Source organism: Methylosinus sp. Sm6 (assembly GCF_019802345.1).
Lineage (GTDB): Bacteria > Pseudomonadota > Alphaproteobacteria > Rhizobiales > Beijerinckiaceae > Methylosinus.
In genome coordinates this window covers 12,482-39,158 of sequence record NZ_JAINDZ010000011.1, presented here as the reverse complement: position 1 = coordinate 39,158, position 26,677 = coordinate 12,482, and the positions used below count along the sequence as shown (strand labels likewise).

Here is a 26,677-nt window from a genome sequence, read left to right as displayed (position 1 = left end):
GGTCCTCGGAATTGCAAAAAAATACGAAACATCGCAGTTTAGTCTCGCCACGATGTTTCGGGAGTATCCGGGAATTGGTCTCGCGTCGCCTTTCGAGCCCGCTTCGGCTCGCTTTCTTCGCCATCTCCGTCCTCTCCGGGCCGCAGGCGCTCGCCGCCGGCTGGCATTATTACGATCCGGAGTGCCCGATCGCGCTCGGCGGCTCCAAGACGATGAAATTCGTCGCGATGCAGCCGAAGAAGAATATCGACCGGGTGTGCGACGCCCTGCCGGACACGGGGCCCACCGTCATCGCGCTCGACGCTCCGGACGCCGAGCTGCGCGAGATGAACTGGGATATTCGCGTTCTTCGCGACAGCGGGTCCGCCGCGGGCGGCGAGCCGTCGGAGGCCGATGCGGTGCTGCGGCTGCCGCCGCAGAAATATCGGAACGGAATGGTGAATTTCGACGTGAATATCGCCGGCGCCGGCAAATACATAATCTATGCGCGCCTCTACAGCGACGATGGCGCGAAGGAATTCGTCGGGCGGCGCCAGTTCACGGTCGGCCTGCTCGATAATACGGAATTCTACGCCTATTTGCTGTTTGCCGGTCTCGTCGCCGCGGTCGGCGGCCGCTTCGCATTTCTGCGCTTGAAAAAGGCCAAGGCGCCCGAGCCTGCTCCGCCGAGCTCCTGAGACGGCGCGCGGCGCGATCCAAAAAAACAGCGCCGCTGCGGCGGAGTTGCGACATGAGCGCAATCTCCGACGCGGCGGCGTGGATTTCCCCCATTCGGAGGCGTCGCAGATACGCGCGGCGCCGGGGCCACTCTACGCAGGCCCCGCTCGCTTCATCAGAATTTCGCCACGACCGGCGCAGGCGGCGGAGCGAACAGATTGAAGTGATAATTCACGCCCGCGCGGACGGAATGGATATGCACGCGCTGCTCGAACGTGTTGACGCCGCCCCACTCGCTGGCCCCGATGTCGGTATAGAGATACTCGACCTTCGCCGACCAATTGGGCGCAAACAGCCACTCAAGGCCGCCGCCGGCCGTCCAGCCGGTGCCGGTCTGACCGATCGTGCCGCCGAAGGCGGCCGGATGCTTCAGGCGAATGTCGCCATAGGCGAAGCCGCCCGTGCCGTAGATCAGCAGGTCGGGCCGGAATAGCGTGACGCCGGCGCGGGCGCGCACGGTGCCGAACCAATCCACAGCGCGCGTGACGCCGTAGAAGGGCGGATCATTGTCGCCGATGTTGCTGGCCTGAATGTCGGTCTCGAGGCCCACGACGAACAAAGGCGTGAGCTGATAATTATAGCCGACCTGACCGCCGCCGACGACGCCGCCGTTCGAGGTGCTGCGATCGGCCGCATTGGCCGCGCCGCGAACCCAAGCCTGGCCGTTCCAGCCCACGGTGCTGTTGCGGCCGGCGGCATTATCCAGCCATCCGCCGCCCACATTGGCGCCGAGATAGAAGCCCGTCCAAACCGGCGGCGGCGGCGGCGGCGGCGGCATCATCGGCGGAGCCTTGCGGCTCGGAAGATCGGCGGCAATAGCGGCGTGCGCCGTCGTCGCCAGCAATGCGCCGAGCAGAAACCTCTTCATTTTTCAACCTCACGATTCGACTGCCCCGTTCCCGCTTATATCAGACCCTAAGCAGAGCAACTTAGGGATTGTCGCGGTATCGGCTTATTTTCCGAGGACCGCGACAATTTGGTCACAGTCGGGGCAGTCGTCGTCCGAGGTTGCCTCAGGCCTCCGGCACGGAGAAGTCGAGCGCGACGCCCCCGGCGAGCGGGGTCGCGCCGCCCGCCTTGGCGTCGGCGAGCCGGTCGAGGCGAATCAGCGCGAGGCCTTCGTCGCCGACGGCGGAGCCGGTCACGCCGATCTCGACCTCGCCGGCCTTGACCGGCGTGCCGGGGGCGGGTGCCGCGCCTTGCGCATGAAAGGTGGTGACGCGCTTGCGCACCGGGCCGCGGTGCTTCATGCGCGAGACCACCTCCTGGCCGAGGAAGCAGCCCTTCTTGAAATCGACGCCGGCCAGGCGGTCCATATTGGCTTCATGGGGGAAGGCGTCGCCATAATCGAAATCGACGCCGCCATCGGGCGCCGCGGCGGCGATTCGCTTCGCGTCGTAGATTTCGCGCGGAGCGGTGGCCACGGTCGCGGCGCTCTCCGCCGTGACGAGGCCGCGCCAGCCGAGCGTCGGCGCGCGCGGGTCCGGCGCGAGCGCGATCGTGTCGAGCTCGGGCCTCTCGGTCGCCTCGGGAATGGCGATGCTGGAGACTTCGGCGCTGCGGTCGGCGAGGGTCACGGCGGCGCGCAGCTTGTAGAATTTCAGCCGGTCGAGCAGCGTCTCCTTCAGCGCCGCCGGACAGTCGAGCAGGAAGACGAGGCCGTCCTCCGCCGCTTTGGCGAAAATGAAGAAGTCGGTGATGATCTTGCCCTGCGGCGTCAGCAGAGCGGCGAAGCGCGCCTCGCCCGCCTCCTGCGATTTCACGTCATTGGTGAGAATGCCGTGCAGAAATTTCGCCGCGTCGGGGCCGGCGACCTCGACGACGGCGCGATCCGAGAGAAGAGTGGCGCTGGCCATTGTCCGATGTGCTCCAAACTGTCGGCGAACCGACGGGGCGTCGCGCCGGGCTCCAGGCTGATGGCGGGGTTCCTGCCGGCGCCATGTTGCGCTAGATCGTGCCCGAGGCGAGCGCGCCTTCGTTCGCGTCGAAGATGTGTTGGCTAGAGACGAGGCGTGCAAGCGAGGCGCCAGCCATGTCCAAAACCTATGACATCATTCTGAGCGGCGGCGTCGTCGTCAACCACGACGGCGTCGGCGCGCGCGACGTGGCCCTCGCCGGCGGCCGCATCGCCGAGATCGGCGACCTCTCCCGCGCCGCCGCGGCGGAGCGCATCGACTGCGCCGGGCTCCATATTCTGCCCGGGGTCATCGACACGCAGGTGCATTTTCGCGAGCCCGGCGCGACGCATAAGGAAGATCTGGAGACGGGCACGCGCGGCGCCGTTCTCGGCGGCGTCGTCGGCGTGTTCGAAATGCCCAACACCAAGCCGCTCACCACCGGCGCCGCCGAGCTCGCGGACAAGCTGGCGCGGGCGAAGGGCAGGGCGCATTGCGATTTCGCCTTCTGGGTCGGCGGCACGCACGACAACATCAAGGACATCCCGGAGCTGGAGCGCCTGCCGGGCGCGGCCGGGATCAAGGTGTTCATGGGCTCCTCGACCGGCTCTCTGCTCGTCGCCGACGACGCCGGCGTCGCCGCCATATTGTCGCAGACGCGCCGGCGCGCCGCCTTTCACAGCGAGGACGAATATCGTCTCGAGGAGCGCAAGCCGCTGCGCGTGCCCGGCGATCCGACCTCGCATCCCGTCTGGCGCGACGAGATCGTGGCGCTGCGCTCGACCGAGAGGCTGCTGCGCATCGCCCGCGAGAAGGGCGCGCTCGTCCATGTGCTGCATGTGTCCACCGCCGAGGAGATCGAGCTGCTCGCCGCGCACAAGGACATCGCCAGCGTCGAGGCGACGCCGCATCATCTCACGCTCGATGCGGAAGCCTATGTGCGGTTGGGGACGCTCGCGCAGATGAATCCGCCGGTGCGCGACGCGCGCCACCGCGACGGGCTGTGGCGCGGCGTGGCGCGGGGAATCGTCGACGTGCTCGGCTCCGATCACGCGCCGCACACGCTCGAGGAAAAGGCCAAGCCCTATCCGGAGAGCCCGTCGGGCATGACCGGCGTGCAGACGCTCGTGCCTTTGATGCTCGATCATGTGAACGCCGGCCGGCTGACCTTGCAGCGTTTCGTCGATTTGACCAGCGCCGGGCCGGCGCGCCTGTTCGGCCTCGCCGGCAAGGGCCGCGTCGCGGTCGGCTATGACGCCGATCTCACCATCGTCGATCTGAAGCGCCGCGAGACCATCCGCAATGATTGGATCGCCTCGCGCTGCGGCTGGACGCCTTACGACGGGGTCGAGGCGACCGGCTGGCCGGTCGCGACTTTTGTCCGCGGCGCGAAGGTGATGTGGGAGGGCGAGCTGCTCGCGCCGGGGACCGGCGAGCCCATCCGCTTCCAGCAGACGCTGAGACCCGCATAGGGATGTTCCGTAGCTCTCGAGCATGCGAAAGGCTTGCGGCCGCGTGGCGCCCGAGGATAGCTCTCGTCGAGCCGTGTCGGCTCGATCGAGGAGGACGCGCCGTGCCTTACATCAACCTTCAGATTACGCGAGGAGCCACCCGCGAACAGAAGCGCGCCATCGTGGCCGGCTTCACGGAGACGCTCGCTCGCGTGCTCGACAAGAAGCCCGAGCATACGCATATCGTCATCCAGGAGATCGATGAGCAGGATTGGGGCTTTTGCGGCATGCTGACCGACGAGTGGCGCGCCGCCGCGCAGTCCAATGTCGACCGAGACGCCGAGTAAATCCGTCTTGCGCCGATCTCGACGCCCGTCCCTTCTCCCACTCGTGGGAGAAGGGACGGGCGCTTCACCCCGCGCCGCCGCCTTTCGCGCGGCCGCGCGTCAGCAGCGCGGACGCCGTCAGAATCAGCGCGACGAAGCCGAGCAGCAAGGTCGAGATCGCATTGACTTCGGGCGAGACGCCGAGCCGCACCTGCGAATAGATGCGCATCGGCAGCGTCGTCGCGCCCGGCCCGGTGGTGAAGCTGGCGATGACGAAATCATCCAGCGACAGAGTGAAGGCGAGCAGATAGGCGCTGACGACGCTCGGCGCGATCAGCGGCAGGGTGACGAGAATAAACGCGCGCAAGGGCGTCGCGCCGAGGTCGGCCGCCGCTTCCTCGAGCGTCGGATCGCAATCCTTCAGCGCGGCGTGAATCATCACCGTGGCGAAGCACATTGTGAAAGCGGCGTGCGCCAGCACCAAGGTGACGAAGCCGCGCTCGACATCGAGCGCGACAAACACCAGTAGCAGGCCGAGGCCGAACACGACCTCCGGCAGCACCAAGGGCGCATAGAGCGAGCCGGCGAAGAGCGAGCGGCCGCGAAAAGCGCCGAAGCGCGCCAGCGCCAGCGCCGCGAGAAGCCCGTTGAACGTCGCGATCAGGGCGGAAAGCGCAGCGGCCGAGAGGCTGATCGTCGCCGCCTGCAGCATGCGCTCGTCATGAACGAGAGCAGAGTACCATTTGGTCGAGAAGCCGCCCCAGACGGTCACCAGCCGCGAGGCGTTGAAGCTCATCGCCGTCAATATCGCGATCGGCCCATAGAGAAAGGCGAAGCCCAATGCGAGCGTCGCATTGCGGAGCACGCGCGCGCTCATCGCCGCCCCTCGCGCGTCTGCGCACGCTCATAGAGGAGGATCGGAACGAGCAGCAGCGCCAGCAGCGCCACCGCGGCGGCGGAGGCCGCGGGCCAGTCGCGATTGGCGAAAAAGTCGTTCCACAGGCTGCGGCCGATCATCAGCGTGTCGGAGCCGCCGAGCAGATCGGGAATGACGAATTCGCCGACCGCCGGAATGAACACGAGCAACACGCCGGCGACAATGCCGCGCTTCGACAGCGGCAAGGTGACGCGCAGGAAGACTTGGCGCGGCGAGGCGCCGAGATCCGCCGCGGCTTCGCGCAAGGACGGGTCCTGCCCCTCGATCGCCGCATAGAGCGGCAGCAGCATGAAGGGCAGATAGGAATAGACGATGCCGACGATCACCGCGCCGCGCGTCGCGAACATGGGCAGCGGCGCGTCGATGACGCCGAGCGACATCAGCGCATGATTGATGATCCCTTCGTCCTTGAGCAACGCGATCCAGGCGTAGACGCGGATCAAGAAGCTCGTCCAGAACGGCGCGACGGCGAAGCCGATGAGGATCGGCCGCCATTTCTGCGGCGCGCGCGCGATGGCGAGCGCGAAGGGATAGGCGGCGACGAGCGCGACCAGCGTCGCGATTCCAGCGGTGGTCAGCGATGAGAGATAAGAGTCGAGATAGAGCGTGTCCTCGGCGAGGCCGCGATAGGCGTCGAAGCCGAGCTGCGAGATTTTTTCGAGAAGGCCGGCGACGCCGCTCGCAAGATCGAAGACGGGCTCATAGGGCGGCCGCGCCTGCGCCGGCCGCGACAGCGAGATTTTGACGATCAGCGCGAAGGGCGCGAGAAAGAACAGCGCGATCCACGCAGCGGGCGCGGCAATGACGAGCCACTCGCCGCGGGTGAGCCTGCGAGGCTCGCGGGGCGGGGAGTCCGTCATGCCGAGGCGGCTCCGAAGCAGCCGTTTTTGCGGACGCTCGAAGCCGTGCGTCCCTTCTCCCACTCGTGGGAGAAGGTGGCCCGACGAAGTCGGGTCGGATGAGGGTCCTTGCCGTTGAGAGTGAAACGAAACGCCTTCGAGATCAATTCGATAGGGCGTGCGCTCCGGACTCGAGTCGCGGCGGCGGCTCCCCATCCCGGATCGCTTCGCGGTCCGAAAGGGAGGGCGGAGCGCCTCTTCCTGCGAGAGTGCGTGAGCGCTCTCATCGCTCATCCGTGAACAACTGCGCCGCGTCCGCCGCAATCGCCAGCCGCATCCTGTCGCCGATTGATGCGCGCGCGCCCTGATCGGCGCCGCGCGAGACGCGCAAAATCTCGCCGCTGGCGAGGCGCACGCGAATGTGGATGATCTCGCCGCGAAAGGCGACGTCCTCGACGATGCCGTCGAGCCCGTCGTCCGTCGTCGGCGCGACGCGCTCCGGCCGCACGGCCAGCGCGGCCTTCGCGCCGTCGGGAAGATTCGTCGGCGGCGCCGGGAGGCGGCCGAAGGCGCCGACGAAGAGGCCGTCCTCGATGCGTCCGGGAAGAAAATTCATCTGGCCGATGAAGGAGGCGACGAAGCGCGTCGCCGGCCGCTCATAGATCTCCGCCGGCGCGCCGATCTGCTCGATGCGTCCCGCGCGCATCACCGCGATGCGGTCGGCCATCGCCAGCGCCTCGTCCTGGTCATGGGTGACGACGACGAAGCTCGTCTGCAGCTTCCTCTGGATTTCCTTCAGCTGAAACTGCGTCTCCTCGCGCAATTGCCGGTCGAGCGCGCCCAAGGGCTCGTCGAGCAGCAAGAGGCGCGGCCCGGGCGCGAGCGCGCGGGCGAGAGCCACGCGCTGCTTCTGTCCGCCGGAGAGCTGGTCGGGGCGCCGCTTTTCGACGCCCGTGAGCTTCACGATCTCCAGGAGCTCGGCGACGCGCGCGAGGATCGCGGGCTTGTCCTTGCCCTGGCGGCGCAGGCCGAAGGCGATGTTCTCGAACACGGAGAGATGCGGGAACAGCGCATAGGACTGGAACATCAGATTGACCGGGCGCCGATGCGGCGGCGCGCCGCTCATATCCTCGCCGGCGATCTCGATCCGCCCCGCATCCGGCGCCTCGAAACCGGCGACGAGCCGCATCAATGTGGTCTTGCCGCAGCCGGATGGTCCGAGCAGAGCGAAAAATTCGCCTCGCGCGACCTCGAGCGATACGTCGTCCAGCGCCGTGACGGCGCCAAAGCGCTTCGACACGCCTTTGATCGAGAGAAGCGGCGCGTCGGTCATCCTGCTCCCGGAATCTGGACCGCGAGCCTTCAGGCTCGCAAGAATGCCGCCCGCCAATGGCGGACCATGGCGTCGGTCGCGGGAATATCCTCGAGCGCCTCGAGACGCAAGCCGTCGACCGCGAGCGCCTCGATCCGGCTTTTCGTCAGCGGCCATGGCGGACCTGCGACCTGCTGCTCGTCGTCGCGCGCCCGCGCGATGACCAGCAGCCTTCCCCCCGGCGCGACGAGCGCGGCGAGCGCATGCGCCGCCGCGTCGAGCAGCGCGTCGGGCAGGGCCTGCAGCGTGTAGCATTCATGGACGAGGTCGAAGGCGCCGCGCCATTCCGGCGGCGGCGCGAACAGGTCCGCCGCGCGATAATCGACCGGGCTCTCGGGAAAGCGGCGCTTCGCCCAGAGGATCGCCTCCGCGACGAGATCGAAGGCGCAGACGCTGGCGCCGGCGGCGGCGAGCGCTTCGGCATTATCGCCGAGCCCGCAGCCGACATCGAGCGCGCGGCCGCCGAGCGGACCTCGCGCCGCCAGCCAGGCGGCGAGCAGCGGATGCGGCGCGAGATTGGCCCAGGGCACGCCGGCGGGGTCGCCCTCGGCGAGGCGATAGACCGCCTCGAACCAGTCCTTGCGCTGCGGATCGGCTTTGTCGCCGCCCGGCCGCCTGTGCGGATCGATCGCGTCGAGCCGCGCCCGCGCCGCTGTGCGGCGCGCGTAAAAATCCTCGGTCACGCCTGCTTCTCCCATTTGCCGTCCTCGCTCTGGCGCCAATAGGAGAGCTGATGGCCGGCCTCTTTCAGCGTCCGCCATTGCGCCCTCGCGGCCAGCACGGCCGTTTCGTCATTGCCGTCGAACATGAGTATCGCGCGCTGCGCCGGCGCCGCCGCCGGATCGGCGAGCACGGGCGCGGCCTCCGCGTTCTCGACGAAGAAGCGCACGTCGGCGCGATTGGGATTTTCCGGCCCGAGCGTCAGAAACACCGGCTGCGTCTCGCCGTCGCCGTCGCGCTGCGTTCCATGCGGCAGGAAGCTCTCGGGACTGTAGGACCACAAGAGCTCGTCGATCGCCGCGAGCCGCCGCTCGCTCGCCGCCTGCACCACGGCGCGCCAGCCGCGCGCCAGCGACAGCTCGAGCAGCTTCGGCAAGGCGCTCTCCAGCGGGCGGCGCTGCAGGTGATAGAACCAGACCTCGCTCATCGCCGCCTCGTCCGTGACTGGCCGGAGGGCGCGTGGCCTGCCCTTCGAGACGCCCGCGTCGCGGGCTCCTCAGGGCGAGGGGCTGGTTTTGTCCAACAAAGAACAATCCCCTCATCCCGAGGAGCGCCCGAAGGGCGCGTCTCGAAGGATGCTCCAGAGGGTGCGTTGCGGCTTCGAGAGCGAGCCTGAAGGCTCGCGGTCCAGGGGAGGCGCGTTGGACCGCGAGCCTTCAGGCTCGCTCCCCGCGACGCGCTCGCGGAGCGGCGCCTCACGCCAGCTCGCATCTGATCGGCACATGGTCCGACGGCTTTGCGCCCGCGCGCAGATCCTTGTCGATCGCGACGCCCGTCAGCCGGTCGGCGGCCTGCGGCGACAGCAGCAGATGGTCGATGCGAATGCCCTTGTTCTTCTGCCAGGCGCCCGCCTGATAATCCCAAAACGTGTAGAGGCCGCTCGCGTCGGTGGTCGCGCGCAGCGCCTCGGTGTAGCCGAGGTTCAGCAGCTCCTGGAATTTGGCGCGCGTCTGCGGCAGGAACAGCGCGTCGCCGGCCCAGGCGGCCGGGTCATGCACGTCGCGCGCCGCGGGGATGACGTTATAGTCGCCGGCGAGCACGACCGGCTCCTCCAGCGCGAGGAGGCTCGCCGCATGGGCGATGAGGCAGTCCATGAAAGCGAGCTTATAGGCGTATTTTTCCGTGTCCGGCGGATTGCCGTTGGGCAGATAGATGCTGGCGACGCGCAGCGCGCCGCGCTCCGTCGAGACGAGCGCCTCTATGTAGCGGGCCTGGGGATCATGCTCGAATTTCGGCAGGCCGCGCACCACCTCGATCGGCGTCTTCGAGAGAATGGCGACGCCGTTGAACGTCTTCTGCCCATGGGTCTCGACATTATAGCCGAGGTCCTCGATCTCGAGGCGCGGAAAGGCCGCGTCCTCGCATTTGATCTCCTGCAGGCAGAGGACGTCCGGCGCGACCTCGCGCAGATAGGCGAGAAGCGGCTCCAGCCGCTGGCGAACGGAATTGACGTTCCATGTAGCGATGCGCAAGGGCCTGATCTCCGGTCGGCGACCGGCCCTCGTCATAGCGCGTGCGGCGCGCGAATGAAACGCTCAGCCGCGCCAGCGGATCGCCGCTTTCGCGACACGCTCGCCGAGCAGCTCCGCCGTCTTCAGATCGGCCGCAGGCGGGCCGTGTTCGGGCCCCTGATCGGCGTTGGACTGCGCCATCGCGCCGAGGAAGCTGCCGAGCCGGTTCAAATCCTCGATGCTGCCCTGGCTCGAATTATTGCCTGGGAGCAGGCCGAGCCCGACCCAGATCATGCCGTGCTGCGCCGCATAGACGGCGAGGTGCTGGAGCGTGGAGAGCTTGTCGCCGCTCTGGCTCGCCGAATTGGTGAAGCCGGCGGCGATCTTGTCCTTCCAGCCCTGCGACGCCCAGACTTTCGAGCTGGCGTCCATGAAGGCTTTGAAGGGCGCCGAGACGCCGCCCATATAGGTCGGCGAGCCGAACACGATCGCGTCGGCGCGGGCGAGATCGTCCCAATGCGCGTCGACCTCCTCCACTTTCACCAATTGCACGGTCGCGCCGGGCGCGGCGCCCGCGCCGCGCGCGACGGCCTCCGCTTGTCTGGCTGTGTGTCCATAGCCGCTGTGAAAAACGATCGCGATGTGAGCCATGTCGGCCTCCTTCCAATGGGAGGAAGCTAGCCGAAGCGCGACCCCGAATAATCTCACGAAAATCGAATTGATTGTTCTATGATTTCGGACAATGGATCTGCTCGAGGCCATGAGAGCTTTTGTCGCCGTGGCGGAGGCCGGCAGCTTCACCGCCGCCGCGGAACGGCGCGACTTGTCCCGCGCCATGGCGAGCAAGCATGTGATGGACCTCGAGGCCCATCTCGGCCTGCGGCTGCTCGACCGTACGACGCGCTCGGTCGGGCTCACCGAGGCGGGCGCGACTTATGCGGCGCGCTGCCGCGAGATCATCGACGCGATCGAGGCCGCCGAGCACGAGGCGACGAGCGGCGCCGCCGAGCCGGTCGGGCGCCTGCGGGTGAGCGCGCCATCCTTTTTCGGCTCGAGGTTCATCGCGCCGCTCATCGCCCAATTCGCCGAGCGCCATCCGAAAGTGGGCGTCGAATTGCTGCTCGACGACAAATTCGTAGATCTCGTCCAGGAGGGCTGTGATCTCGCCATTCGCATCGGCCGGCTCGAGGACAGCTCGCTGGTCGCGAGCCGAATCGCTTCAGCGAAGCTCATGGTCTGCGGGGCGCCGTCCTATCTCGACCGGCGCGGGCGTCCGCGCCGGCCGGCCGATCTTTCCGAACACGAGTGTCTTCGCTACAGCCATGCGACGGTCGGCGCCGCCTGGCCCTTCGACGGGCCGGACGGTCCCGAGCTCGTGCGCCTGTCGAGCCGCTTCGCCAGCAACAACGCCGAGTCGCTCTGCGCCATGGCGGCCGCCGGCCTCGGACTCGTCTGCGCCCCGGACTTCTATGTCGCCGAGCTTCTGCGGGCGGGCGAGCTCGAACAGGTTCTTGCCGACCGCATGATCGAGCCGCTCGGCATTTTCATCGTCCATCCGAGCCGCCGCCACGTGCCCTCGAAGGTGAGGGCCTTCATCGAATTCGTGACGCTGGAATTTTCGCAACGCCCGCCCTGCGAGGAACATTGAGCGCGCGTATTCACGCGCCCTGCGCGCGCGCGATCTCCGCGACGATCCCCTCCGCCGCCGCGCGCGGGTCCTGCGCCTGCGTCACCGGGCGGCCGACGACGAGATGATCGGCGCCGGCGGCGATCGCCTCGGCCGGCGTCATCACGCGCTTCTGGTCGCCGAGCGCGGCGCCCGCGGGCCGCACGCCCGGCGTCACCAGCGTCATTCTCGGCCCGACCAGCGCGCGAATCGGCGCGACCTCTTGCGGCGACAGGATCAGCCCGTCTATGCCGATGTCGCGCGCCTGCGCTGCGCGGCGCGCGACGAGATCGGCGACGCTCGTCGCATAGCCGGCCTCGACGAGATCGGAATCGTCATAGGAGGTCATCACGGTGACGGCGAGCAGCCGCAGGCCGCCGTCGCCGGCGCCCTGGCGCGCGGCGCGCATCGTCTGCGGAAACGCATGGACGGTGAGAAAATCCGCGCCGAGGCGGGCGATTTGCCGAGTCGCGCGCTCGACCGTCTGGCCGATGTCATGGAGCTTCAGATCGACGAAGACTTTTTTCCCTTTCGCCTTCAGCTCCTCGACGAGGGGTAGGCCCCCGCCATAGGCCAGCTCCATGCCGATCTTGTAGAAGGCGACGCAATCGCCGAGCGTCGCGACCAGCGCCCGCGCCGCCGCCGCATCCTCGACGTCCAGCGCGACGATGAGGCGGTCGTAGGCGCTCTCCAGCGGTTTCGCCATTCATCCGTCCTCATCGGCGGGGATGGCGGATGGGGTCAGCCATTTGCTCATCAGAACCAGCGGAGCCACTTCGAAGCCCATTCGCTCATAGAATGAAACGACGCGCCGATTGGTTTCCCGCACGATCAGCTGGGCCTTGAGGATGCCGCGCTCGCGCAGCCATTCCTCCGCCGCGCGCACCATACGTTCGCCGATCCCTCGCCCGCGCAAGTCCGGATCCGAGGCGAGATAATAGAGCCAGCCGCGATGCCCGTCGTGGCCGACCATCACCGCACCCTTGATCTTTTCGGCGCTATCCGCCGCGACGAAAATATCCGAGCAGGCGCCGGCCCGAGCGAAACGAAAATCCGCCGCCGGATCATTGTAACTGACGACGAGTCCGCAGTCGCTCCACAGGGCGACCACGGCGCGCTCGTCTTCGGCAGAGGCGCGGCGAATTGTCAGCGTCACGATGCGCTCCCGCAAGCAGGACGATCGGGTGAAGGAAACTCTACCTACACCCTCGTCCTGAGGAGCCCGCAAAGCGGGCGTCTCGAAGGACGGCCACAGCGAGAATCCCGAGGCTTCCTCCTGTCGCCGCCCTTCGAGACGCCGCCTGCGGCGGCTCCTCAGGACGAGGGCGCAGGGATTTATTTCCGTGACCCGACCGCTCCCGCAGCGTGGCCCCCTGAGAGCTGGCGGCGTCAGCGCGTCCGGCGATAGCGCCACACGCGCGCCGGCGGGATATTCGCCCACACCTGCGAGCCGGCCGCCGAAAAGGCGGAGCTGTCGGGATGGCGCTTCAGTGGCATGGGCGAGAACAGCCCATAGGTGAACTGGATCAATATGCCGCCCGGCGCCATCATGTCGAACGCCTGATCGAGCAGGCGCAGCCGGTCCGATTCGGGCTGGTTGAGCAGCGGCAGGCTGGAGACGACCGCGGAGATCGGCCCTTCGACCTTGCCGTCCAGCGTCTGCTTCAGCGAATAGGCGTCGCCCTGAACCACCTCGACGCCCGGAAAGCGTTGCCGCAGCAGATCGCAGAAGGCCGTCTCATATTCGACGAGCAGCAGGCGCGAGGCCGGCACGCCATGCTCGAGCAGAGCCTGGGTGACCGGCCCGGTGCCGGGGCCGAGCTCGACGACGGGGCCGGGCCGGGAGAGGTCGACATAGCTCGCCATGGCGCGGGCGAGCATGGGCCCGGACGGCGAGACGGCGCCGACGCCGCGGGGATTTTCCACCCATGACCGCAGAAAGCGCGCATTGTCGGCGAGAGCGGATTTCAGTGGCGCGATATTCAGTGACACGCTGAGACAGCCCCTCGATCGATTAAATCGCGCGCGACCATGTACGAGGTCGCCCGCTCGGTCAATGGCGTGCGCTCATTTGCCGAACAGCTCCTTCATTTTCGCGAAGAAGCCGGTCGCTTCGGGATGTGTGTGATGCGAGGATTCCTCTTCGAATTCGGTGAGCAGCTCGCGCTGGCGCTTGTTGAGGCTTTGCGGCGTCTCGACGCTGATCTGCACATAGAGATCGCCGCTCTCGCGCCCGCGCAGCACCGGCATGCCCTTGGCTTTCACCTTGATCTGCTTGCCGGTCTGCGTGCCCTCGGGGATTTTGATGTCGGTCTCGCCGCCGTCGATCGTATGGACGGTGATCTTGCCGCCGAGCGCGGCGCGCACCATTGAGATCGGCACGCGGCAATAGAGATCGGCGCCGTCGCGCTGGAAGAAGCTGTGCGGCTTCACCGAGAGGAAGATATAGAGATCGCCGGGCGGGCCGCCGCGCATGCCGGCCTCGCCCTCGCCGGCGAGGCGGATGCGGGTGCCGTCCTCGACGCCGGCCGGCACATTGACCGACAGCGTGCGCTCGATGGTGGTGCGGCCCGTGCCGGAGCAGACCGAGCAGGGATTGTCGATGATCTCGCCGCGGCCCTGGCAGGTCGGGCAGGTCCGCTCGATGGCGAAGAAGCCCTGCTGCGCGCGCACGCGGCCATGGCCGGCGCAGGTCGGGCAGGTCTTGGGCTTGGAGCCTTTCTTGGCGCCGGTGCCCTCGCAGGCCTGGCAGGAGATCGAGGTCGGCAGCTTCAGCGTCGCCGCCTTGCCGTGATAGGCCTCCTCGAGCGTGATCTCCATATTGTAGCGCAGGTCCGAGCCGCGCTCGCGCCCGGAGCCGCGGCCGCCGCTGCGCCGCCCCATCACCTCGCCGAAGAGATCGTCGAATATGTCGGCCATGGAGGCGGCGAAGCCGTCGCCGGCGCCGAAGCCGCCGCCGCCCTGCTCGAAGGCGGCGTGGCCGAAGCGGTCATAGGCGGCGCGCTTCTGCGTGTCGGAGAGGCATTGATAGGCCTCGTTGATCTCCTTGAAGCGCGCCTCGGCCTCGGCGTCGCCGGGATTGCGGTCCGGATGATATTGCATCGCGGCCTTGCGAAAGGCGATCTTCAGCTCGACATCGGTCGAGGTCTTGGAAACGCCGAGAATTTCGTAGAAGTCGCGTTTGGACATGGGTCGATCGATAGCAGTTGGAGAGCCGTCCTGCGGACGCGGCGCGCCTCAGGATCGCGGACAGCCGATATAGGAACTCGGGCAAATCTGTTACCACGGTTCCCGGGCGACGCCAAAGGCGTGTTGGGCGTGCTCGGTTTTGGCGCCGAGGCGGTGAGGCCCCGCCAATGTCGGCCTCGCCGATTGTTCGGCTCGACTAATTGGTCTTATCGTCGAGACCCGCTACCTTGAAAGCCGCGTCGTCCCCTGGGCGACCCTCCACGGCGTGAGACGCGGCGAGCTCGTCGAAGATCGGCTTGACGATCGAGATCAGCTCGGGAAGCGACGTCGACGCCGTATCCCATATCGTGTCCAAGCGCAGGTCGAAATAGCCGTGGGCGATTCTATTGCGCATGGACGTCATCTCTCGCCAGGGCGCTTGCGGATATTTCTCCCAGAACTCTGCGTGATCGCGCGCGAGTCGAGACGCCATTTCGCCGATGATGAGCAGGTTCATGATGACGGCCTGCTGCGTGCGGCGATCCTCGAGAAAGTCTTCCTTTCCCATTCCGTCGATGTAGGAGATCGCCCATTCTGCGCACTCGAGCATATGGCCGACCGGCGCGAGCGGCGTCTTGCGCTTCATATCGGCCGGGCCTCGGCTAGAACCACGTCACGGAAAAAGCGCGAGATGTCTCCGGGGGTCAGCAGATCGACGCGAACGCCCAGAATTTCCTCGAGCTCGACCTGCAATCCGCCGAGGTCGAAGAGCGTCGCGCCGGGGAGCGGGTCGACGAGAATGTCGATGTCGCTGCCCTCCTGGTCGTCCCCATGCAGCACCGAGCCGAACACGCGCGGATTGGTCGCACGGCAGCGGAGGACCGCGGCGCGGACGGCTTCGCGATGCATCTCGAGCGCGACCGAGGGTTTCATGATCCGGCCCCCACAAGTCATCTCTTATCGCAGGGCAGGCGCGCCATCAATTCCAACAGACAATCTTCTGCGCTGCGGCCGGCCGTGTCGATGACGATCGGGTCGCGCAGCCAGGGGTCCGGCCGTTGCGCGGCGATTTTCTCCCAGCTCGGAAGGACCAGGCCGGCTATGTCGGCGATCCGTTCGTCGACGCGGCGGCGATGTTCCTGCGCGTCCGAGCAGACGATCTCGACTTCCGCGACGCGAGCCGCCGTCCGCAGCGCCACGTCCCGCCACGCGTCGCGGGTCACATTCACGTCATTGACGCAGTCGGCGACGACCCTTCGTCCCAGCGCCAGATTATCGGCCGCGACGCCATAAGCGATGCGATAGGAGAGGTCCTCGGTGTCGCCGCCGAAGGCCGCGTGAATCGTCGCATCCAGCGTATCGATGCGAAGATAGACCGCCTCTAGCCGTCGAGCCAGCAATCGGGCGATGGTGGTCTTGCCCGATCCGGGTCGGCCGCTGAAAACGACGAGCATGAGACGCCGACCCAGAAAATCGATAGCCCGACTCTCGACGCGCGCACCTTCTCCCACTCGTGGGAGAAGGTGGCCCGGCGTAGCCGGGTCGGATGAGGGCCCCGCAAGTCGAGCGTGTCGTCGCATTTCGGCGGGCCCCTCATCCGACCCTCGCCGACGCGAGGGCCACCTTCTCCCGCGAGCTGGAGAAGGGAGCGCCCTTGCTTGAAACGAACCCTTACTTCTTCTTCTCGTCGCCGCCGACTTCCTTGAAGTCCGCGTCGATCACATCGTCCTGCGCATGGGTCTCGCCCGCCGGCGCGGCGCCGCCTTCGGCCTGCGCCTTGTACATCGCCTCGCCGAGCTTCATCGACGCTTGCGTCAGCTCATTGGTCTTGGCGCGGATCGCCTCGGCGTCCTCGCCCTCGAGCGCGGTCTTCAAGGCCGCGATGGCCGCCTCGATCGCGCTCTTGTCGGCGGAGGAGACCTTGTCGCCGAACTCGGCCACCGATTTCTCGGCCGCATGCACCGCCGCCTCGCCATGGTTCTTCACATCGACGAGCTCGCGGCGGACCTTGTCCTCGGCCGCATGCGCCTCGGCGTCCTTGACCATCTTGTCGATATCGGCCTCGGAGAGGCCGCCGGAGGCCTGGATGCGGATCTGCTGCTCCTTGTTCGTCGCCTTGTCCTTCGCCGTCACATTGACAATGCCATTGGCGTCGATGTCGAAGGTCACCTCGATCTGCGGCATGCCGCGCGGCGCCGGCGGAATGCCGACGAGGTCGAACTGGCCGAGCAGCTTATTGTCCTGCGCCATTTCGCGCTCGCCCTGGAAGACGCGAATGGTGACCGCGGTCTGATTGTCCTCGGCCGTGGAGAACACTTGGCTCTTCTTGGTCGGGATCGTCGTATTGCGGTCGATGAGACGGGTGAACACGCCGCCCAAAGTCTCGATGCCGAGCGACAGCGGCGTCACGTCGAGCAGCAGCACGTCCTTCACATCGCCCTGCAGAACGCCGGCCTGCACCGCCGCGCCGATGGCGACGACCTCATCCGGGTTGACGCCCTTATGCGGCTCCTTGCCGAAGAACTGCTTCACCACCTCCTGCACCTTCGGCATGCGGGTCATGCCGCCGACGAGCACCACCTCGCCGATCTCGGCCGCCGAGAGGCCGGCGTCCTTGAGCGCCTTGCGGCAGGGCTCGATGGTGCGCTGGATGAGATCGTCGACCAGCGCCTCGAATTTGGCGCGCGTCAGCTTCAGGGTCAGATGTTTCGGACCCGTCGCGTCGGCGGTGATATAGGGCAGGTTGATCTCGGTCTGCGTCGCCGACGACAATTCGATCTTCGCCTTTTCGGAGGCTTCCTTCAGCCGCTGCAGAGCGAGCTTGTCCTTGGTCAGGTCGATGCCCTGCTCCTTCTTGAACTCGCCGGCGAGATATTCGACGAGGCGGCTGTCGAAATCCTCGCCGCCCAGGAAGGTGTCGCCATTCGTCGACTTCACCTCGAACACGCCGTCGCCGATCTCGAGGATCGACACGTCGAAAGTGCCGCCGCCGAGGTCATAGACCGCGATGGTTCCGGAGCCTTTCTTGTCCAGGCCATAGGCGAGCGCGGCCGCCGTCGGCTCGTTGATGATGCGCAGTACCTCGAGGCCGGCGATCTTGCCGGCGTCCTTGGTGGCCTGGCGCTGGGCGTCGTTGAAATAGGCGGGGACGGTGATGACCGCCTGCGTGACGGTCTGGCCGAGATAGGCTTCGGCCGTCTCCTTCATCTTCTGCAGGATGAAGGCGGAAATCTGGGAGGGCGAGAATTGCTTGCCGTCGGACTGCACCCAGGCGTCGCCGTTGGGCGCCTTGACGATCTTATAGGGAACGAGGCCGATGTCCTTCTTGGTCATCGGGTCCTCGAAGGAGCGGCCGATGAGGCGCTTGATGGCGAAGAAGGTGCGCTCCGGATTGGTGACCGCCTGACGCTTGGCGGGCTGGCCGACGAGACGCTCTCCGTCCTCGGTGAAAGCGACGATCGACGGCGTCGTGCGGGCGCCCTCGGCGTTCTCGATGACCTTGGGGCTCGACCCTTCCATGACGGCCACGCAGGAATTGGTCGTGCCGAGGTCGATGCCGATGATTTTAGCCATATCGCCGTTCCTTTCGTTCCAAATTTCGCCGGGTCCCGAAGCGGCCCGGCCAGCGGCCGGACGTGCGGCGGCTCATGTCTCGGCCCGCCGGCCCGTCGGCCGTTCACCGTCCCTTCAGATTGTATTGGGTCTGCATCGGCGCAAGAGCGACGCGCATATAGAATGAAGCGCTCCGTGGCGGCAAGGCCGCCGCTGGCGTCCTCACGAAGCGAATTCTGTTCCGCTGGGGCTTTCCGCTTATCTTGGCGCGAGTGATTCGCGACGACGATCGGTTTATGGGGGCTGTGGTGGAGACGCTCGTACCGTTTCTCGGCGCGATAACGTCGCTGGGCGATCCGGGCTTCATCCTGGCCGCTTCGGGCGGGCTCGTCGCGGCGCTGCTGGCGGCCGGCGACCGCCGCACCGCCATGGCTCTCGCCCTCGTGATCGTGACCAGCGCCGCTCTCACGGCGGCGGCCAAGATCGGCTTCATGGCGTCCAATGTCGCGGCGGTGCACAGCCCGAGCGGCCATGCGGCTTCGGCGACGACCTTCTTCCTCTGCTTCGGCGCCATTGCCGCGGCGCGAAAGCCCGCGTGGGTGGTCGGCGCGCTCTGCGCGGCCCTCGCTCTGGCCGTCGCCGCCAGCCGCGTCGGTCTCGGCTTCCACAGCCCGAGCGAAGCGGCGATCGGCGTCGGGATCGGCCTGTGCGCCTTCGCCTTGTTCCGCCGGCTGCAGGCGCCCCGGCCGGCGATCGGCCGAGGTCCGGTCGCGGTCAGCTGCGCCGCGGCGATCTGCCTGCACGCGCTCATCGGCCAGAGCGTCGACTTCGAGAAGCCGCTCGAGCTTATCGCCGCGGCCCTCGGCCGCTGGGCGCAATGACGAGCGAGCGGCTCGCGCCAGCGAAACGGCGGCGTTTTGCCAGCGTCTAACGAATGACGAATATTGATTTTCGTCACTGGTCAGACTAGAGCTGCATCGTCGTCGACTCGCGCGGAGATGCGGCGGGATGCGTGACCTTTCCTTTTTCATGATCGGTTGCCTGCTCGCCGTCGCCGGCGCGCTCGCCGGCTGCAACGAGCCTTCGGGGCGATCCTCGGCGCCCCGGCCTCGCGTGGTCCTTGTCGCGCCTGTGCATTTTACGCCGCTCACGCCGCCGCGCCGTTTCGTCGCGACGATCCGGCCGCGCGTCGAGACCGACCAGGGATTTCGTGTCGCCGGCAAGGTGATGCGGCGCCTCGTCGAGAACGGCCAGCGCGTGCGCGCCGGCGACGCGCTCGCCCTGCTGGACGAGACCGATCTGCGGCTGCAGCGGGAGCAGGCGGACGCCGAGCTCGCCGCGGCCCGCATGGCCTTGGAGCAGGCGGGCGCCGACGAGCGCCGCGCGCAAAAGCTGCGCAAGGACGGCTGGACGCCGCAGGCCGCGCTCGATCGCCAGCGGGCGGCCGCGGAAGAGGCGCGCGGACGCGAGAGGCGCGCATTGCGCGCGGTCGAGCTCGCCGCCAATGCGCTCGATTACGCCTCGCTGCGCGCCGAGGCGGACGGCGTCGTCACCGCGGCGCTGGTGGAGCCGGGGCAGGTGGTCGCGGCCGGACAGCCGGCGCTGCGCATCGCCCGCTCGGGGGAGCTCGAGGCGCTGGTCGCGCTGCCGGAGGCTTTCGCCGCTCTCGCCGGCGCCGGCGAGGCGCGGCTGACGCTCTGGTCGCTTCCCGACAAAACCTATCCCGCGCGTTTGCGCGAGCTCGGCGCCGCCGCCGATCCAGCGACAAAGACCTTTGCGGCGCGCTTTTCGATCGAGGGCGCCGACGCGGCTGTCGCCATCGGCATGAGCGCGACCCTCTCCATCGAGAGCCGCGGCGGCGGCTCCGCAGCGAGCGTGCCGCTCGCCGCTCTCTTCGATCAGGGCCAGGGACCGAATGTCTGGAAGGTCGAGGACGACGGACGCTTGACGCTTCGGCCGGTCGAGGTGCTGCGCTACGAGGCGCGGACGGCGCTGCTCGCGCAGGGCGTCGCCGAAGGCGATCGCGTCGTCGCGCTCGGCGCCCATAAGCTCGACGCCGGCGAGAAGGTGCGGCCCGTCGCGGCCGACGCGCTGTGAGGGGCCGGCTGTGACGGGACTCAATCTTTCCGCCTGGGCGGTGCGCCGGCAGACGCTGACGCTGGCGCTGATGCTGGTCCTCGCCGTCGCCGGCCTCTACTCCTATCTGCGGCTCGGACGCGCCGAGGATCCCTCCTTCACCATCAAGGTCGCCAATATCACGACGATCTGGCCGGGCGCCGATGCGCTGGAGATGCGCGACCAGGTCTCCGACCGCCTCGAGAAGAAGCTGCAGGAGCTGCCCTTTCTCGAGAAGATCGAGACCTATTCGAAGCCCGGCTTCGTCGCGATGCAGGTCACCTTCAAGGACACGACGCCGCCCGCGCAGGTTCCCTATCTCTTCTATGTGCTGCGCAAGAAGCTGAGCGACATTCGCGGCGAGCTGCCGCAGGGCGTGATCGGGCCGAATGTGAACGACGAGTTCGGCGACGTCGATTCGGCGCTCTTCGCGGTCTCCGGCGAGGGCGCCGATTATCATCGGCTCGATCGGGTCGTCGAGATGTTCCGCCAGCGCCTGCTGGCGACGCAGGACGTCGCGAAGGTCGACGTCTATGGAACGCAGGACCGCAAGATCTTCGTCGAGTTCAGCGAGGCCAAGCTCGCCAATCTCGGCGTCGCGCCGCAGGCGCTGTTCGATTCGCTCGCCAAGCAGAATGCGGTGACCGCCGCCGGCGTCTTCGAGAGCGCGACGCGCGCGCCGGTGCGCGTCACCGGCGCGCTTGCCGGCGCCGACGCCATCGCGGCGACGCCGGTCGAAGCCAATGGACAGGTGTTCCGTCTCGGCGACGTCGCCGATGTGACCGCGGGCTTCGAGGACCCGCCGAGCTTTCTCGTGCGCCATAAGGGCGCGCCGGCCGTCATCGTCGGCGCCGTGATGGCGAAGGGCGGCAATGTGCTGAGCTTCGGCCGCGCCATCGCGGCGACGCTCGCGGCGGTCCGCGCGGAGACTCCCGTCGGCATCGAGATCGAGCAAATCGCCGACCAGCCGAAGGTCGTCGCGGCGGCGGTCGGCGAGTTCACCCGCTCCTTCGTCGAGGCGCTGGCCATCGTGCTCGTCGTCGGCTTCGTCTCGCTCGGCTTTCGCGCCGGCGTCATCGTCGCATTGTCCGTGCCGCTGGTGCTCGCCGTCGTCTTCGTCTTCATGAACGCGATGGGGATCGATCTGCAGCGCATCTCGCTCGGCGCGCTGATCATCGCGCTCGGCCTGCTCGTCGACGACGCCATCATCGCCGTCGAGATGATGACGGTGAAGATGGAGCAGGGCTATGATCGCATCGCCGCCGCGACCTTCGCCTGGAGCTCGACCGCCTTTCCGATGCTCACCGGCACGCTCGTCACCGCGGCGGGCTTCATGCCGGTCGGCTTCGCCGCCTCCTCGACCGGCGAATATACGGGCTCGCTGTTCTCGGTGCTCGGCGTCGCGCTCGTCGCCTCCTGGTTCGTCGCGGTGATCTTCACGCCCTATCTCGGCGTGAAGCTGCTGCCGGACATGGCCCGCGCCGCGCCTCATGATCCCGAAGCGATCTACCAGACGCCGCTCTATCGCGCGCTGCGGCGGCTCATCGCCTGGAGCGTCGACAATCGCCGCCTCGTCGTCGCCGCCACGGCGGGCGTGTTCGTCGCCGCGGCGCTCGGCTTCGGCCATGTGCAGAAGCAGTTCTTTCCGATTTCCGAGCGGCCGGAGCTGTTCGTTCAGCTGCGCCTCGCCGAAGGCTCGTCGATCTTCGCCACCAAGGCCGCGGCGGAAGAGGCGGAGGCGCTGCTGAAAGCCGATCCGGACGCGGCCGACTTCACCACTTATATCGGCCAGGGGCCGCCGCGCTTCTGGCTCGGCCTCAGCCCCGCTCTGCCCAATGAGGCCTATGCGGAGATCGTCATCGTCGCCAAGGATGTCGCGGCGCGCGAGCGCATCAAGCACAGGCTCGATGCGCTGCTGGCGGCGGGCGCCCTGCCGCAGGCGCGCACGCGGGTGGATCGGTTCAATTTCGGCCCGCCGGTCGGCTTTCCGGTGCAGTTCCGCGTCATCGGCCGCGATCCCGCCGAGGTTCGCGCCATCGCCCACAAGGTGCGCGACGCGATGCGCGAGGACGAGGCGATCGTCGAGCCGCATCTGCAATGGAACGAGCGCGCGCCCGCGGTGCGCCTCGTCATCGATCAGGACCGCGCGCGGCTGATGGGGCTGACGCCGCAGGACGTGGCGAGCCGGCTGCAGATGATGATCTCCGGCGTGACGGTCACCAGCTTGCGCGACGGGATCGACCGCGTCGATGTGATCGCGCGCGCGCGGGCGGAGGAGCGCGGCGATCTCGGGCGTCTCGCCGATATGGTGATCTTCTCGCGGAATGGCGCGAGCGTCCCCGTGTCGCAGATCGCGCGCATTTCATACGAGCAGGAGGAGCCGATCATCTGGCGGCGCAATCGCGACATGCTCATCGCCGTGCGCGCCGATGTGCGCGACGGCGTGCAGGCGCCCGATGTGACGAGCCGCATCTGGCCGCGTCTCGCCGATCTGCGCGCGTCGCTGCCCGACGGCTATCGGATCGAAATGGGCGGGGCGATCGAGGAATCGAGCAAGGCCAACGCCTCCATCGCCGCCGTTTTCCCGGTCATGATCCTCGTCATGCTGGTGATCGTGATGGTTGAGCTGCAGGACTTCACGCGGCTCGCTCTGGTGATGATGAGCGCGCCGCTGGGGCTGATCGGCGCCTCGCTCGCGCTCAATCTCGCCGGCGCGCCCTTCGGCTTCGTGGCTCTGCTCGGGCTCATCGCGCTGTCGGGCATGGACATGCGCAACTCGATCATCCTCGTCGATCAGGTGCGCCAGGATTTGGAGCGCGGCGCCGATTATCGCGAGGCGATCATCGGCGCGACGGTGCGGCGCGCGCGGCCCGTGGCGCTCACCGCGCTCGCGGCGATTCTCGCCATGATCCCGCTGTCGCGCTCACCCTTCTGGGGTCCAATGGCGCTCACCATCATGGGCGGCCTGTTCGTGGCCACATTTTTGACGGTGCTGTTCCTGCCGGCGCTCTATGCGCTATGGTTCCGGCGCCGGCTCGACGCGCGCCTCGAGGAGCGGCCGCCCGCCTCGGCGGCGGGCTTGCGCATCGGCGATCTTGCGGGAGGAGCGGCGGAATGAGCGGGGAGCCGGCGACGCGCGAATGTGAGATGCGCGCGCGCATCGTCGCGGCGGCGGAGCGCCTGTTCCGGCAGATGGGCTTCCAGAAGACGACGGTCGCCGACATTGCGCGCGAGCTGCGCATGTCGCCGGCCAATGTCTACCGCTTCTTCGGCGCCAAATCGGAGATCAACGCCGCCGTCGCCCGGTCGCTGACGGGCGAGGTGGAGGCGGCGGTCGACGCCGTCGCCGACGGTCCCGGCTCCGCGGCGGAGCGGCTCGCCCGCCTCGTCGAGACCAATGAGGCGATGAACCGCGAGCGCTATGTCGGCGACCGCAAGCTGCACGACATGGTGGAGTCGGCGATCGCCGAGCATTGGCCGATCATCTCCGACCATATCGCGCATATAGACGCGGCGCTGGAGCGCGTCATCGCCGGCGGCATGGAGGCCGGCGAGTTCGCGCGCGGCGACGCGCGGCTCGCGGCGCGGCTCGTGCACGCCGCTTGCATCCGCTTCTGCCATCCGCGCCTCATGGTCGAATGCGCCGACCAGCCCGGGCCGCGCTGCGAGGAGATGGTCGCCTTCTGCCTCGCGGCGCTGCGCGCGGGACGCTGATCAATCGTCGTCGTCGAGGCTCGGGCCGCCGTCCTCGAAGAGAGAGGCGAGCATGGGCATGACGGCCATCGCCGGCTCGGCCATGCCGGCGAGATCGCCGACGCCGAATCCAGAGCCGTGATGGCGATGATGGGCGTGGCCGGCGCGCCGACGATGATGGCGGTCATGGCGCCGGGGCGCGGGCCGCTCGTCCACGACAGGAGCGTCGCCGGCCGCCGAGGCGATCGCGCCCATCGGCTGGTCGGCCGCTTCCGGCTCCGGCGTGGCGATGGAACGGCTCGCGCGGCGCGTCGTCGCTTCGCCGGGAGCCGAAACGCCCATTGCGAGCTGGCAGGCGGAGGAGAGGCGGCGGCCGTTTCGGCGCAGGCACGTCTCGATCGCCGATTCATCCGGAATGTCGCCGGAGCAGAATTTGAAGGCGTCGCTCATGCAGGCCGAGCGCTGGTCGGCCGTTCCGCCCGCTGAAGCGGGGGCGGCGAGCATGACGGTCGCGGCGGCGATGGGCATGACGAGTGGGCGCAAGGAGATCATGTTGCTGTTCCTCTTCGAAATGAAGGAGCGGACCGGCTCTCTCGCCAGTGATCTGCGTCATCTGAATTGAAGGCCCGAAGGCCCCCTCCCTCACCCTCCCGGGCTTCGCGGGAGAGGGGGCGTCGACGTTTCGCGAACCTTCCATGAAGCGCCGAATCTGCTCCCTCTCCCGCGAAGCGGGGGAGGGTTGGGGAGGGGGCGTCGAACACTCTTCATTTTCATCGACGCAAGTCACTAGCGCGAGCGCCGGCCGCCCGATGTGCGCCAACGCACAATGCGAGCAAAATCCGTCAATACTGGCCTTCGAGCGACGATTCGATCGCGGCGATTTCGTCGGCCGTGAGCTCGAAGAGCGAATAGACGATAGCATCGATCTCGCGCTCCCGCGCGTCGATTTCCGAGGCGATCCGCGCCGCCCCGACAGGGTCGGCGGTTGCGAGCTCGCGCGCGGCTTCGCCGATGGCGCGCGCCGCCGCCGCGAGCCGTTCGCGCATCAGCGGCGGGGCGGGGGGAATCGGGACGAGCCCGACATATTGCGCCTTCAGCCGCAGACGCCATTTGCCGCCGCGCAGCGGGTTCGACACGGAATGCAGGAAGAACCAGGCGAGCCGCGAGTTGAGCAGAGCGAGCAGCGCCGGATCGGCGCAGGGCAGGGCGAAGGCGGTGGCGTCGATGAGCGTTCCGCGGTCGTCGAGAGCGAATTTGGGCCCCTGTGCAATATCCGGAAAGACGATCTTCGGCCGAGCGAAAGCGGCGCGATAGGCGAGCTGCGGCTGCTGCAGCTCGAACCACTTCTGTCGCGTCGCGCGCGCCTCGAGCCGCGGGCGGAAAGGCGAAAGATGCGCAGCGACGGCGGGAATGCCCGCGATGTCGACGCCGCCGCCTTTCGGCAGATCGATCAGCCAGAGGCGCGTCGCGTCGACGCGCCAGCGGCCGATATGCGCGCCGCGAGCATAGGGCTTCACGATCGCCGCGCTGCGAGCATCTTCCGCGATGATGCGCTCGCGCGTCGCGGCGTCGATCAGAAATGCGTCGTTGAGCCCGGTCTTGACGCCCCACAGCGGCGATCCATGGACCTCGGCCAGCGTGCTGCGTCCGCGAGCGATCTTGTCGCGCAGACGCGCCAGCGATTCGTCCTCGAAGCGCCAGAAGCCGGCGCCGAGCCGCGTGCGGGGCATCGGCCGCGCCTTTTCGCGAAAGGCGGCGCCGAGATCGTCGGGCGCCGCCTCGCGCAAATTCAGAAAGGTGAGATCGCCGTGTGAAGCCGCGCCCTTGCGCAGCGTGAGAATCGCCGGATAGGCGACGACGCCGTCGAAGACCGCGACATCGCCGAAATCGACGACGCATTCGATCGCGCCGCTGCGCGCGAGCAAGGCGCGCAGGCTCTCGCCGGAGCCGGTGCGAAAGAAGGTGGCGGAGCAGACGAAGCCGAGCCGCCCGCCTCGTTTCAGCAGCGCGAGGCCCTTCTCGAAGAAATAGGCGTAGAGATCGGCGCGCTCGGCGGCCACTTCATAGCGCTGCGCGAGCCAGGGCTTCAGCGGCTTCAGATGTTCCATCCGCACATAGGGCGGATTGGCGATGACGACGTCGAAGCCGCGCGCCGCCGCGTGCGGAAAGGCCGCGCCCCAATCGAGGCCATGCTCGCTCACTGCAGCGTCGTCGACGAGGCTGTCGCCGGTTCGGATCGTCTCCTCGAGACGCCGCGCGACGTCGTCGCAAGGCGCGAGCCGCATCAGCGCGCGGCGCGTGCGCGCCGTCGCATGCGGGTCGATGTCGACGCCGAAGAGATTATGGAGGATCGCCTCGCGCGCCGGATCGAGCGTGTCGGCGGCTGCGAGCGCGCGCAGGCGCTCGGCCGCTTCACGATAGCGTCGCGCCATTTCGTCCGCGGCGGCGATGAGCAGAGCGCCTTCGCCGCAGCCGGGATCGACGATCGCAAAGGATCGCAGCGCCGCGAGCCACGCGCGCCAGAAGGCGATTGTCTCGCGCCCGCGATGCGCTTCGGCGAGCGACGCCCGGACTTGGTCCAGCGATAATGCGATGGTGCGCTCGACGAGGAAGCGAGCGATCGGAGCGGGCGTGTAGACGACGCCCTCGCGCTTGCGTCGCGTGAGAAATGGCGTGTTCGCGGCCGCTTCGTCCATGACCTCTCGTCAATCAGAGCGGGCCCGATGCGAATCGTCGCGCGAGCCCGGGAATGAAGGACGGCGCCCGTTCCTGGCG

The 26,677-nt window shown here is 67.8% G+C and carries 28 protein-coding genes; 9 read left to right on the top strand and 19 right to left on the bottom strand.

Going from position 1 to position 26,677, the window contains the following annotated elements; translation table 11 throughout:
* The first annotated feature begins 74 nt into the window (after positions 1–74).
* Positions 75–677, top strand: coding sequence for a hypothetical protein (locus K3F48_RS09455; protein ID WP_222575187.1), 603 nt, complete (start codon positions 75–77; stop codon positions 675–677).
* Between the two features lie 155 nt (positions 678–832).
* On the opposite strand, the gene K3F48_RS09450 is transcribed toward K3F48_RS09455, so the two are convergent.
* Both K3F48_RS09450 and K3F48_RS09445 read right to left on the bottom strand, forming a co-directional pair.
* Positions 833–1,585: an outer membrane protein gene (locus tag K3F48_RS09450; protein ID WP_222575186.1), complete on the bottom strand. Its 753-nt coding sequence runs from the start codon at positions 1,583–1,585 to the stop codon at positions 833–835.
* A 145-nt stretch (positions 1,586–1,730) separates the two neighbouring features.
* Positions 1,731–2,573, bottom strand: a complete 843-nt coding sequence (locus K3F48_RS09445) for a folate-binding protein YgfZ (RefSeq protein ID WP_222575185.1) — start codon at positions 2,571–2,573, stop codon at positions 1,731–1,733.
* Positions 2,574–2,749: 176 nt separating this feature from the next.
* On the opposite strand from K3F48_RS09445, the gene K3F48_RS09440 reads away from it, so the two are divergent.
* The gene (locus K3F48_RS09440) at positions 2,750–4,084 is read left to right on the top strand and encodes a dihydroorotase (RefSeq protein ID WP_222575184.1); all 1,335 of its coding nucleotides are present in this window, start codon (positions 2,750–2,752) and stop codon (positions 4,082–4,084) included.
* Between the two features lie 101 nt (positions 4,085–4,185).
* Positions 4,186–4,410 carry a 4-oxalocrotonate tautomerase family protein gene (locus K3F48_RS09435; RefSeq protein ID WP_222575183.1) on the top strand — a complete coding sequence of 75 codons (225 nt, stop codon included), beginning with the start codon at positions 4,186–4,188 and terminating at the stop codon, positions 4,408–4,410.
* A 64-nt stretch (positions 4,411–4,474) separates the two neighbouring features.
* On the opposite strand, the gene K3F48_RS09430 is transcribed toward K3F48_RS09435, so the two are convergent.
* The 7 genes from K3F48_RS09430 to K3F48_RS09400 form a co-directional block, all read right to left on the bottom strand.
* Positions 4,475–5,266 carry an ABC transporter permease subunit gene (locus K3F48_RS09430; protein ID WP_222575182.1) on the bottom strand — a complete coding sequence of 264 codons (792 nt, stop codon included), beginning with the start codon at positions 5,264–5,266 and terminating at the stop codon, positions 4,475–4,477.
* On the bottom strand, positions 5,263–6,186 hold the full coding sequence (locus tag K3F48_RS09425; RefSeq protein WP_222575181.1) for an ABC transporter permease: 924 nt from the start codon (positions 6,184–6,186) through the stop codon (positions 5,263–5,265). Before K3F48_RS09425 ends, K3F48_RS09430 begins: the two co-directional genes overlap by 4 nt.
* Positions 6,187–6,448: 262 nt before the next feature.
* On the bottom strand, positions 6,449–7,498 hold the full coding sequence (locus K3F48_RS09420) for an ABC transporter ATP-binding protein (RefSeq protein ID WP_222575180.1): 1,050 nt from the start codon (positions 7,496–7,498) through the stop codon (positions 6,449–6,451).
* Positions 7,499–7,527: 29 nt separating this feature from the next.
* A complete protein-coding gene (locus K3F48_RS09415; protein ID WP_222575179.1) occupies positions 7,528–8,235 on the bottom strand; it encodes a bifunctional 2-polyprenyl-6-hydroxyphenol methylase/3-demethylubiquinol 3-O-methyltransferase UbiG in 708 nt (235 codons plus the stop codon).
* The gene (locus tag K3F48_RS09410) at positions 8,217–8,684 is read right to left on the bottom strand and encodes a DNA polymerase III subunit chi (protein WP_222575178.1); all 468 of its coding nucleotides are present in this window, start codon (positions 8,682–8,684) and stop codon (positions 8,217–8,219) included. Before K3F48_RS09410 ends, K3F48_RS09415 begins: the two co-directional genes overlap by 19 nt.
* Before the next feature lie 268 nt (positions 8,685–8,952).
* The gene (xth, locus tag K3F48_RS09405; protein WP_222575177.1) at positions 8,953–9,729 is read right to left on the bottom strand and encodes an exodeoxyribonuclease III; all 777 of its coding nucleotides are present in this window, start codon (positions 9,727–9,729) and stop codon (positions 8,953–8,955) included.
* Positions 9,730–9,792: 63 nt separating this feature from the next.
* On the bottom strand, positions 9,793–10,359 hold the full coding sequence (locus K3F48_RS09400; protein WP_222575176.1) for a flavodoxin family protein: 567 nt from the start codon (positions 10,357–10,359) through the stop codon (positions 9,793–9,795).
* A 91-nt stretch (positions 10,360–10,450) separates the two neighbouring features.
* Between K3F48_RS09400 and K3F48_RS09395 the strand changes: the two genes are divergently transcribed.
* Positions 10,451–11,356, top strand: a complete 906-nt coding sequence (locus K3F48_RS09395) for a LysR family transcriptional regulator (protein WP_222575175.1) — start codon at positions 10,451–10,453, stop codon at positions 11,354–11,356.
* 10 nt (positions 11,357–11,366) lie between these two features.
* Here K3F48_RS09395 and pyrF read toward each other — a convergent pair whose 3' ends face one another.
* From pyrF to dnaK, 8 genes are all read right to left on the bottom strand, one after another.
* Positions 11,367–12,080 carry an orotidine-5'-phosphate decarboxylase gene (gene pyrF / locus K3F48_RS09390; RefSeq protein ID WP_222575174.1) on the bottom strand — a complete coding sequence of 238 codons (714 nt, stop codon included), beginning with the start codon at positions 12,078–12,080 and terminating at the stop codon, positions 11,367–11,369.
* A complete protein-coding gene (locus tag K3F48_RS09385; protein ID WP_222575173.1) occupies positions 12,081–12,530 on the bottom strand; it encodes a GNAT family acetyltransferase in 450 nt (149 codons plus the stop codon).
* A gap of 233 nt (positions 12,531–12,763) precedes the next feature.
* Complete coding sequence (locus K3F48_RS09380; RefSeq protein WP_222575172.1) at positions 12,764–13,366, bottom strand: methyltransferase domain-containing protein; 603 nt, start codon at positions 13,364–13,366, stop codon at positions 12,764–12,766.
* Positions 13,367–13,441: 75 nt separating this feature from the next.
* Positions 13,442–14,563: a molecular chaperone DnaJ gene (gene dnaJ, locus K3F48_RS09375; protein ID WP_222575171.1), complete on the bottom strand. Its 1,122-nt coding sequence runs from the start codon at positions 14,561–14,563 to the stop codon at positions 13,442–13,444.
* Positions 14,564–14,759: 196 nt separating this feature from the next.
* Positions 14,760–15,188, bottom strand: a complete 429-nt coding sequence (locus K3F48_RS09370) for a DUF86 domain-containing protein (protein ID WP_222575170.1) — start codon at positions 15,186–15,188, stop codon at positions 14,760–14,762.
* Positions 15,185–15,475, bottom strand: a complete 291-nt coding sequence (locus tag K3F48_RS09365) for a nucleotidyltransferase family protein (RefSeq protein ID WP_222575169.1) — start codon at positions 15,473–15,475, stop codon at positions 15,185–15,187. Before K3F48_RS09365 ends, K3F48_RS09370 begins: the two co-directional genes overlap by 4 nt.
* 17 nt (positions 15,476–15,492) lie before the next feature.
* Positions 15,493–15,996: an AAA family ATPase gene (locus K3F48_RS09360; protein WP_222575168.1), complete on the bottom strand. Its 504-nt coding sequence runs from the start codon at positions 15,994–15,996 to the stop codon at positions 15,493–15,495.
* Between the two features lie 217 nt (positions 15,997–16,213).
* A complete protein-coding gene (gene dnaK / locus K3F48_RS09355; protein WP_222575167.1) occupies positions 16,214–18,115 on the bottom strand; it encodes a molecular chaperone DnaK in 1,902 nt (633 codons plus the stop codon).
* Positions 18,116–18,390: 275 nt separating this feature from the next.
* Between dnaK and K3F48_RS09350 the strand changes: the two genes are divergently transcribed.
* The 4 genes from K3F48_RS09350 to K3F48_RS09335 all read left to right on the top strand — a co-directional run bounded on the left by K3F48_RS09350 (position 18,391) and on the right by K3F48_RS09335 (position 23,923).
* Positions 18,391–18,975: a phosphatase PAP2 family protein gene (locus K3F48_RS09350; protein WP_222575166.1), complete on the top strand. Its 585-nt coding sequence runs from the start codon at positions 18,391–18,393 to the stop codon at positions 18,973–18,975.
* A gap of 127 nt (positions 18,976–19,102) precedes the next feature.
* Positions 19,103–20,191 (top strand): efflux RND transporter periplasmic adaptor subunit, encoded by a 1,089-nt coding sequence (locus tag K3F48_RS09345; RefSeq protein WP_222575165.1) that lies wholly within the window; start codon positions 19,103–19,105, stop codon positions 20,189–20,191.
* Between the two features lie 10 nt (positions 20,192–20,201).
* Positions 20,202–23,327, top strand: a complete 3,126-nt coding sequence (locus tag K3F48_RS09340; protein WP_222575164.1) for an efflux RND transporter permease subunit — start codon at positions 20,202–20,204, stop codon at positions 23,325–23,327.
* Positions 23,324–23,923 carry a TetR/AcrR family transcriptional regulator gene (locus K3F48_RS09335; RefSeq protein ID WP_222575163.1) on the top strand — a complete coding sequence of 200 codons (600 nt, stop codon included), beginning with the start codon at positions 23,324–23,326 and terminating at the stop codon, positions 23,921–23,923. Before K3F48_RS09340 ends, K3F48_RS09335 begins: the two co-directional genes overlap by 4 nt.
* Here K3F48_RS09335 and K3F48_RS09330 read toward each other — a convergent pair whose 3' ends face one another.
* The gene (locus tag K3F48_RS09330) at positions 23,924–24,352 is read right to left on the bottom strand and encodes a hypothetical protein (RefSeq protein WP_222575162.1); all 429 of its coding nucleotides are present in this window, start codon (positions 24,350–24,352) and stop codon (positions 23,924–23,926) included. It lies immediately after the preceding gene.
* On the opposite strand from K3F48_RS09330, the gene K3F48_RS09325 reads away from it, so the two are divergent.
* Positions 24,351–24,524, top strand: a complete 174-nt coding sequence (locus K3F48_RS09325) for a hypothetical protein (protein ID WP_222575161.1) — start codon at positions 24,351–24,353, stop codon at positions 24,522–24,524. The two genes, K3F48_RS09330 and K3F48_RS09325, sit on opposite strands and share 2 nt — an antisense overlap.
* 220 nt (positions 24,525–24,744) lie before the next feature.
* On the opposite strand, the gene K3F48_RS09320 is transcribed toward K3F48_RS09325, so the two are convergent.
* Entirely contained in the window at positions 24,745–26,598 is a 1,854-nt protein-coding gene (locus K3F48_RS09320) for an N-6 DNA methylase (RefSeq protein WP_222575160.1), read from the bottom strand.
* Positions 26,599–26,677 lie beyond the last annotated feature (79 nt).

Excerpts from the sequence above, each read along its gene's own strand:
- K3F48_RS09450 (WP_222575186.1), bottom strand. The coding sequence starts at position 1,585 with ATGAAGAGGTTTCTGCTCGGCGCATTGCTGGCGACGACGGCGCACGCC.
- K3F48_RS09445 (WP_222575185.1), bottom strand. The coding sequence starts at position 2,573 with ATGGCCAGCGCCACTCTTCTCTCGGATCGCGCCGTCGTCGAGGTCGCC.
- K3F48_RS09440 (WP_222575184.1), top strand. The coding sequence starts at position 2,750 with ATGTCCAAAACCTATGACATCATTCTGAGCGGCGGCGTCGTCGTCAAC.
- K3F48_RS09430 (WP_222575182.1), bottom strand. The coding sequence starts at position 5,266 with ATGAGCGCGCGCGTGCTCCGCAATGCGACGCTCGCATTGGGCTTCGCC.
- K3F48_RS09425 (WP_222575181.1), bottom strand. The coding sequence starts at position 6,186 with ATGACGGACTCCCCGCCCCGCGAGCCTCGCAGGCTCACCCGCGGCGAG.
- K3F48_RS09420 (WP_222575180.1), bottom strand. The coding sequence starts at position 7,498 with ATGACCGACGCGCCGCTTCTCTCGATCAAAGGCGTGTCGAAGCGCTTT.
- K3F48_RS09415 (WP_222575179.1), bottom strand. The coding sequence starts at position 8,235 with ATGGGAGAAGCAGGCGTGACCGAGGATTTTTACGCGCGCCGCACAGCG.
- K3F48_RS09410 (WP_222575178.1), bottom strand. The coding sequence starts at position 8,684 with ATGAGCGAGGTCTGGTTCTATCACCTGCAGCGCCGCCCGCTGGAGAGC.
- K3F48_RS09400 (WP_222575176.1), bottom strand. The coding sequence starts at position 10,359 with ATGGCTCACATCGCGATCGTTTTTCACAGCGGCTATGGACACACAGCC.
- K3F48_RS09395 (WP_222575175.1), top strand. The coding sequence starts at position 10,451 with ATGGATCTGCTCGAGGCCATGAGAGCTTTTGTCGCCGTGGCGGAGGCC.
- pyrF (WP_222575174.1), bottom strand. The coding sequence starts at position 12,080 with ATGGCGAAACCGCTGGAGAGCGCCTACGACCGCCTCATCGTCGCGCTG.
- dnaJ (WP_222575171.1), bottom strand. The coding sequence starts at position 14,563 with ATGTCCAAACGCGACTTCTACGAAATTCTCGGCGTTTCCAAGACCTCG.
- K3F48_RS09370 (WP_222575170.1), bottom strand. The coding sequence starts at position 15,188 with ATGAAGCGCAAGACGCCGCTCGCGCCGGTCGGCCATATGCTCGAGTGC.
- K3F48_RS09365 (WP_222575169.1), bottom strand. The coding sequence starts at position 15,475 with ATGAAACCCTCGGTCGCGCTCGAGATGCATCGCGAAGCCGTCCGCGCC.
- K3F48_RS09360 (WP_222575168.1), bottom strand. The coding sequence starts at position 15,996 with ATGCTCGTCGTTTTCAGCGGCCGACCCGGATCGGGCAAGACCACCATC.
- dnaK (WP_222575167.1), bottom strand. The coding sequence starts at position 18,115 with ATGGCTAAAATCATCGGCATCGACCTCGGCACGACCAATTCCTGCGTG.
- K3F48_RS09350 (WP_222575166.1), top strand. The coding sequence starts at position 18,391 with ATGGGGGCTGTGGTGGAGACGCTCGTACCGTTTCTCGGCGCGATAACG.
- K3F48_RS09345 (WP_222575165.1), top strand. The coding sequence starts at position 19,103 with ATGCGTGACCTTTCCTTTTTCATGATCGGTTGCCTGCTCGCCGTCGCC.
- K3F48_RS09335 (WP_222575163.1), top strand. The coding sequence starts at position 23,324 with ATGAGCGGGGAGCCGGCGACGCGCGAATGTGAGATGCGCGCGCGCATC.
- K3F48_RS09325 (WP_222575161.1), top strand. The coding sequence starts at position 24,351 with ATGCAGGCCGAGCGCTGGTCGGCCGTTCCGCCCGCTGAAGCGGGGGCG.
- K3F48_RS09330 (WP_222575162.1), bottom strand. The coding sequence starts at position 24,352 with ATGAGCGACGCCTTCAAATTCTGCTCCGGCGACATTCCGGATGAATCG.
- K3F48_RS09320 (WP_222575160.1), bottom strand. The coding sequence starts at position 26,598 with ATGGACGAAGCGGCCGCGAACACGCCATTTCTCACGCGACGCAAGCGC.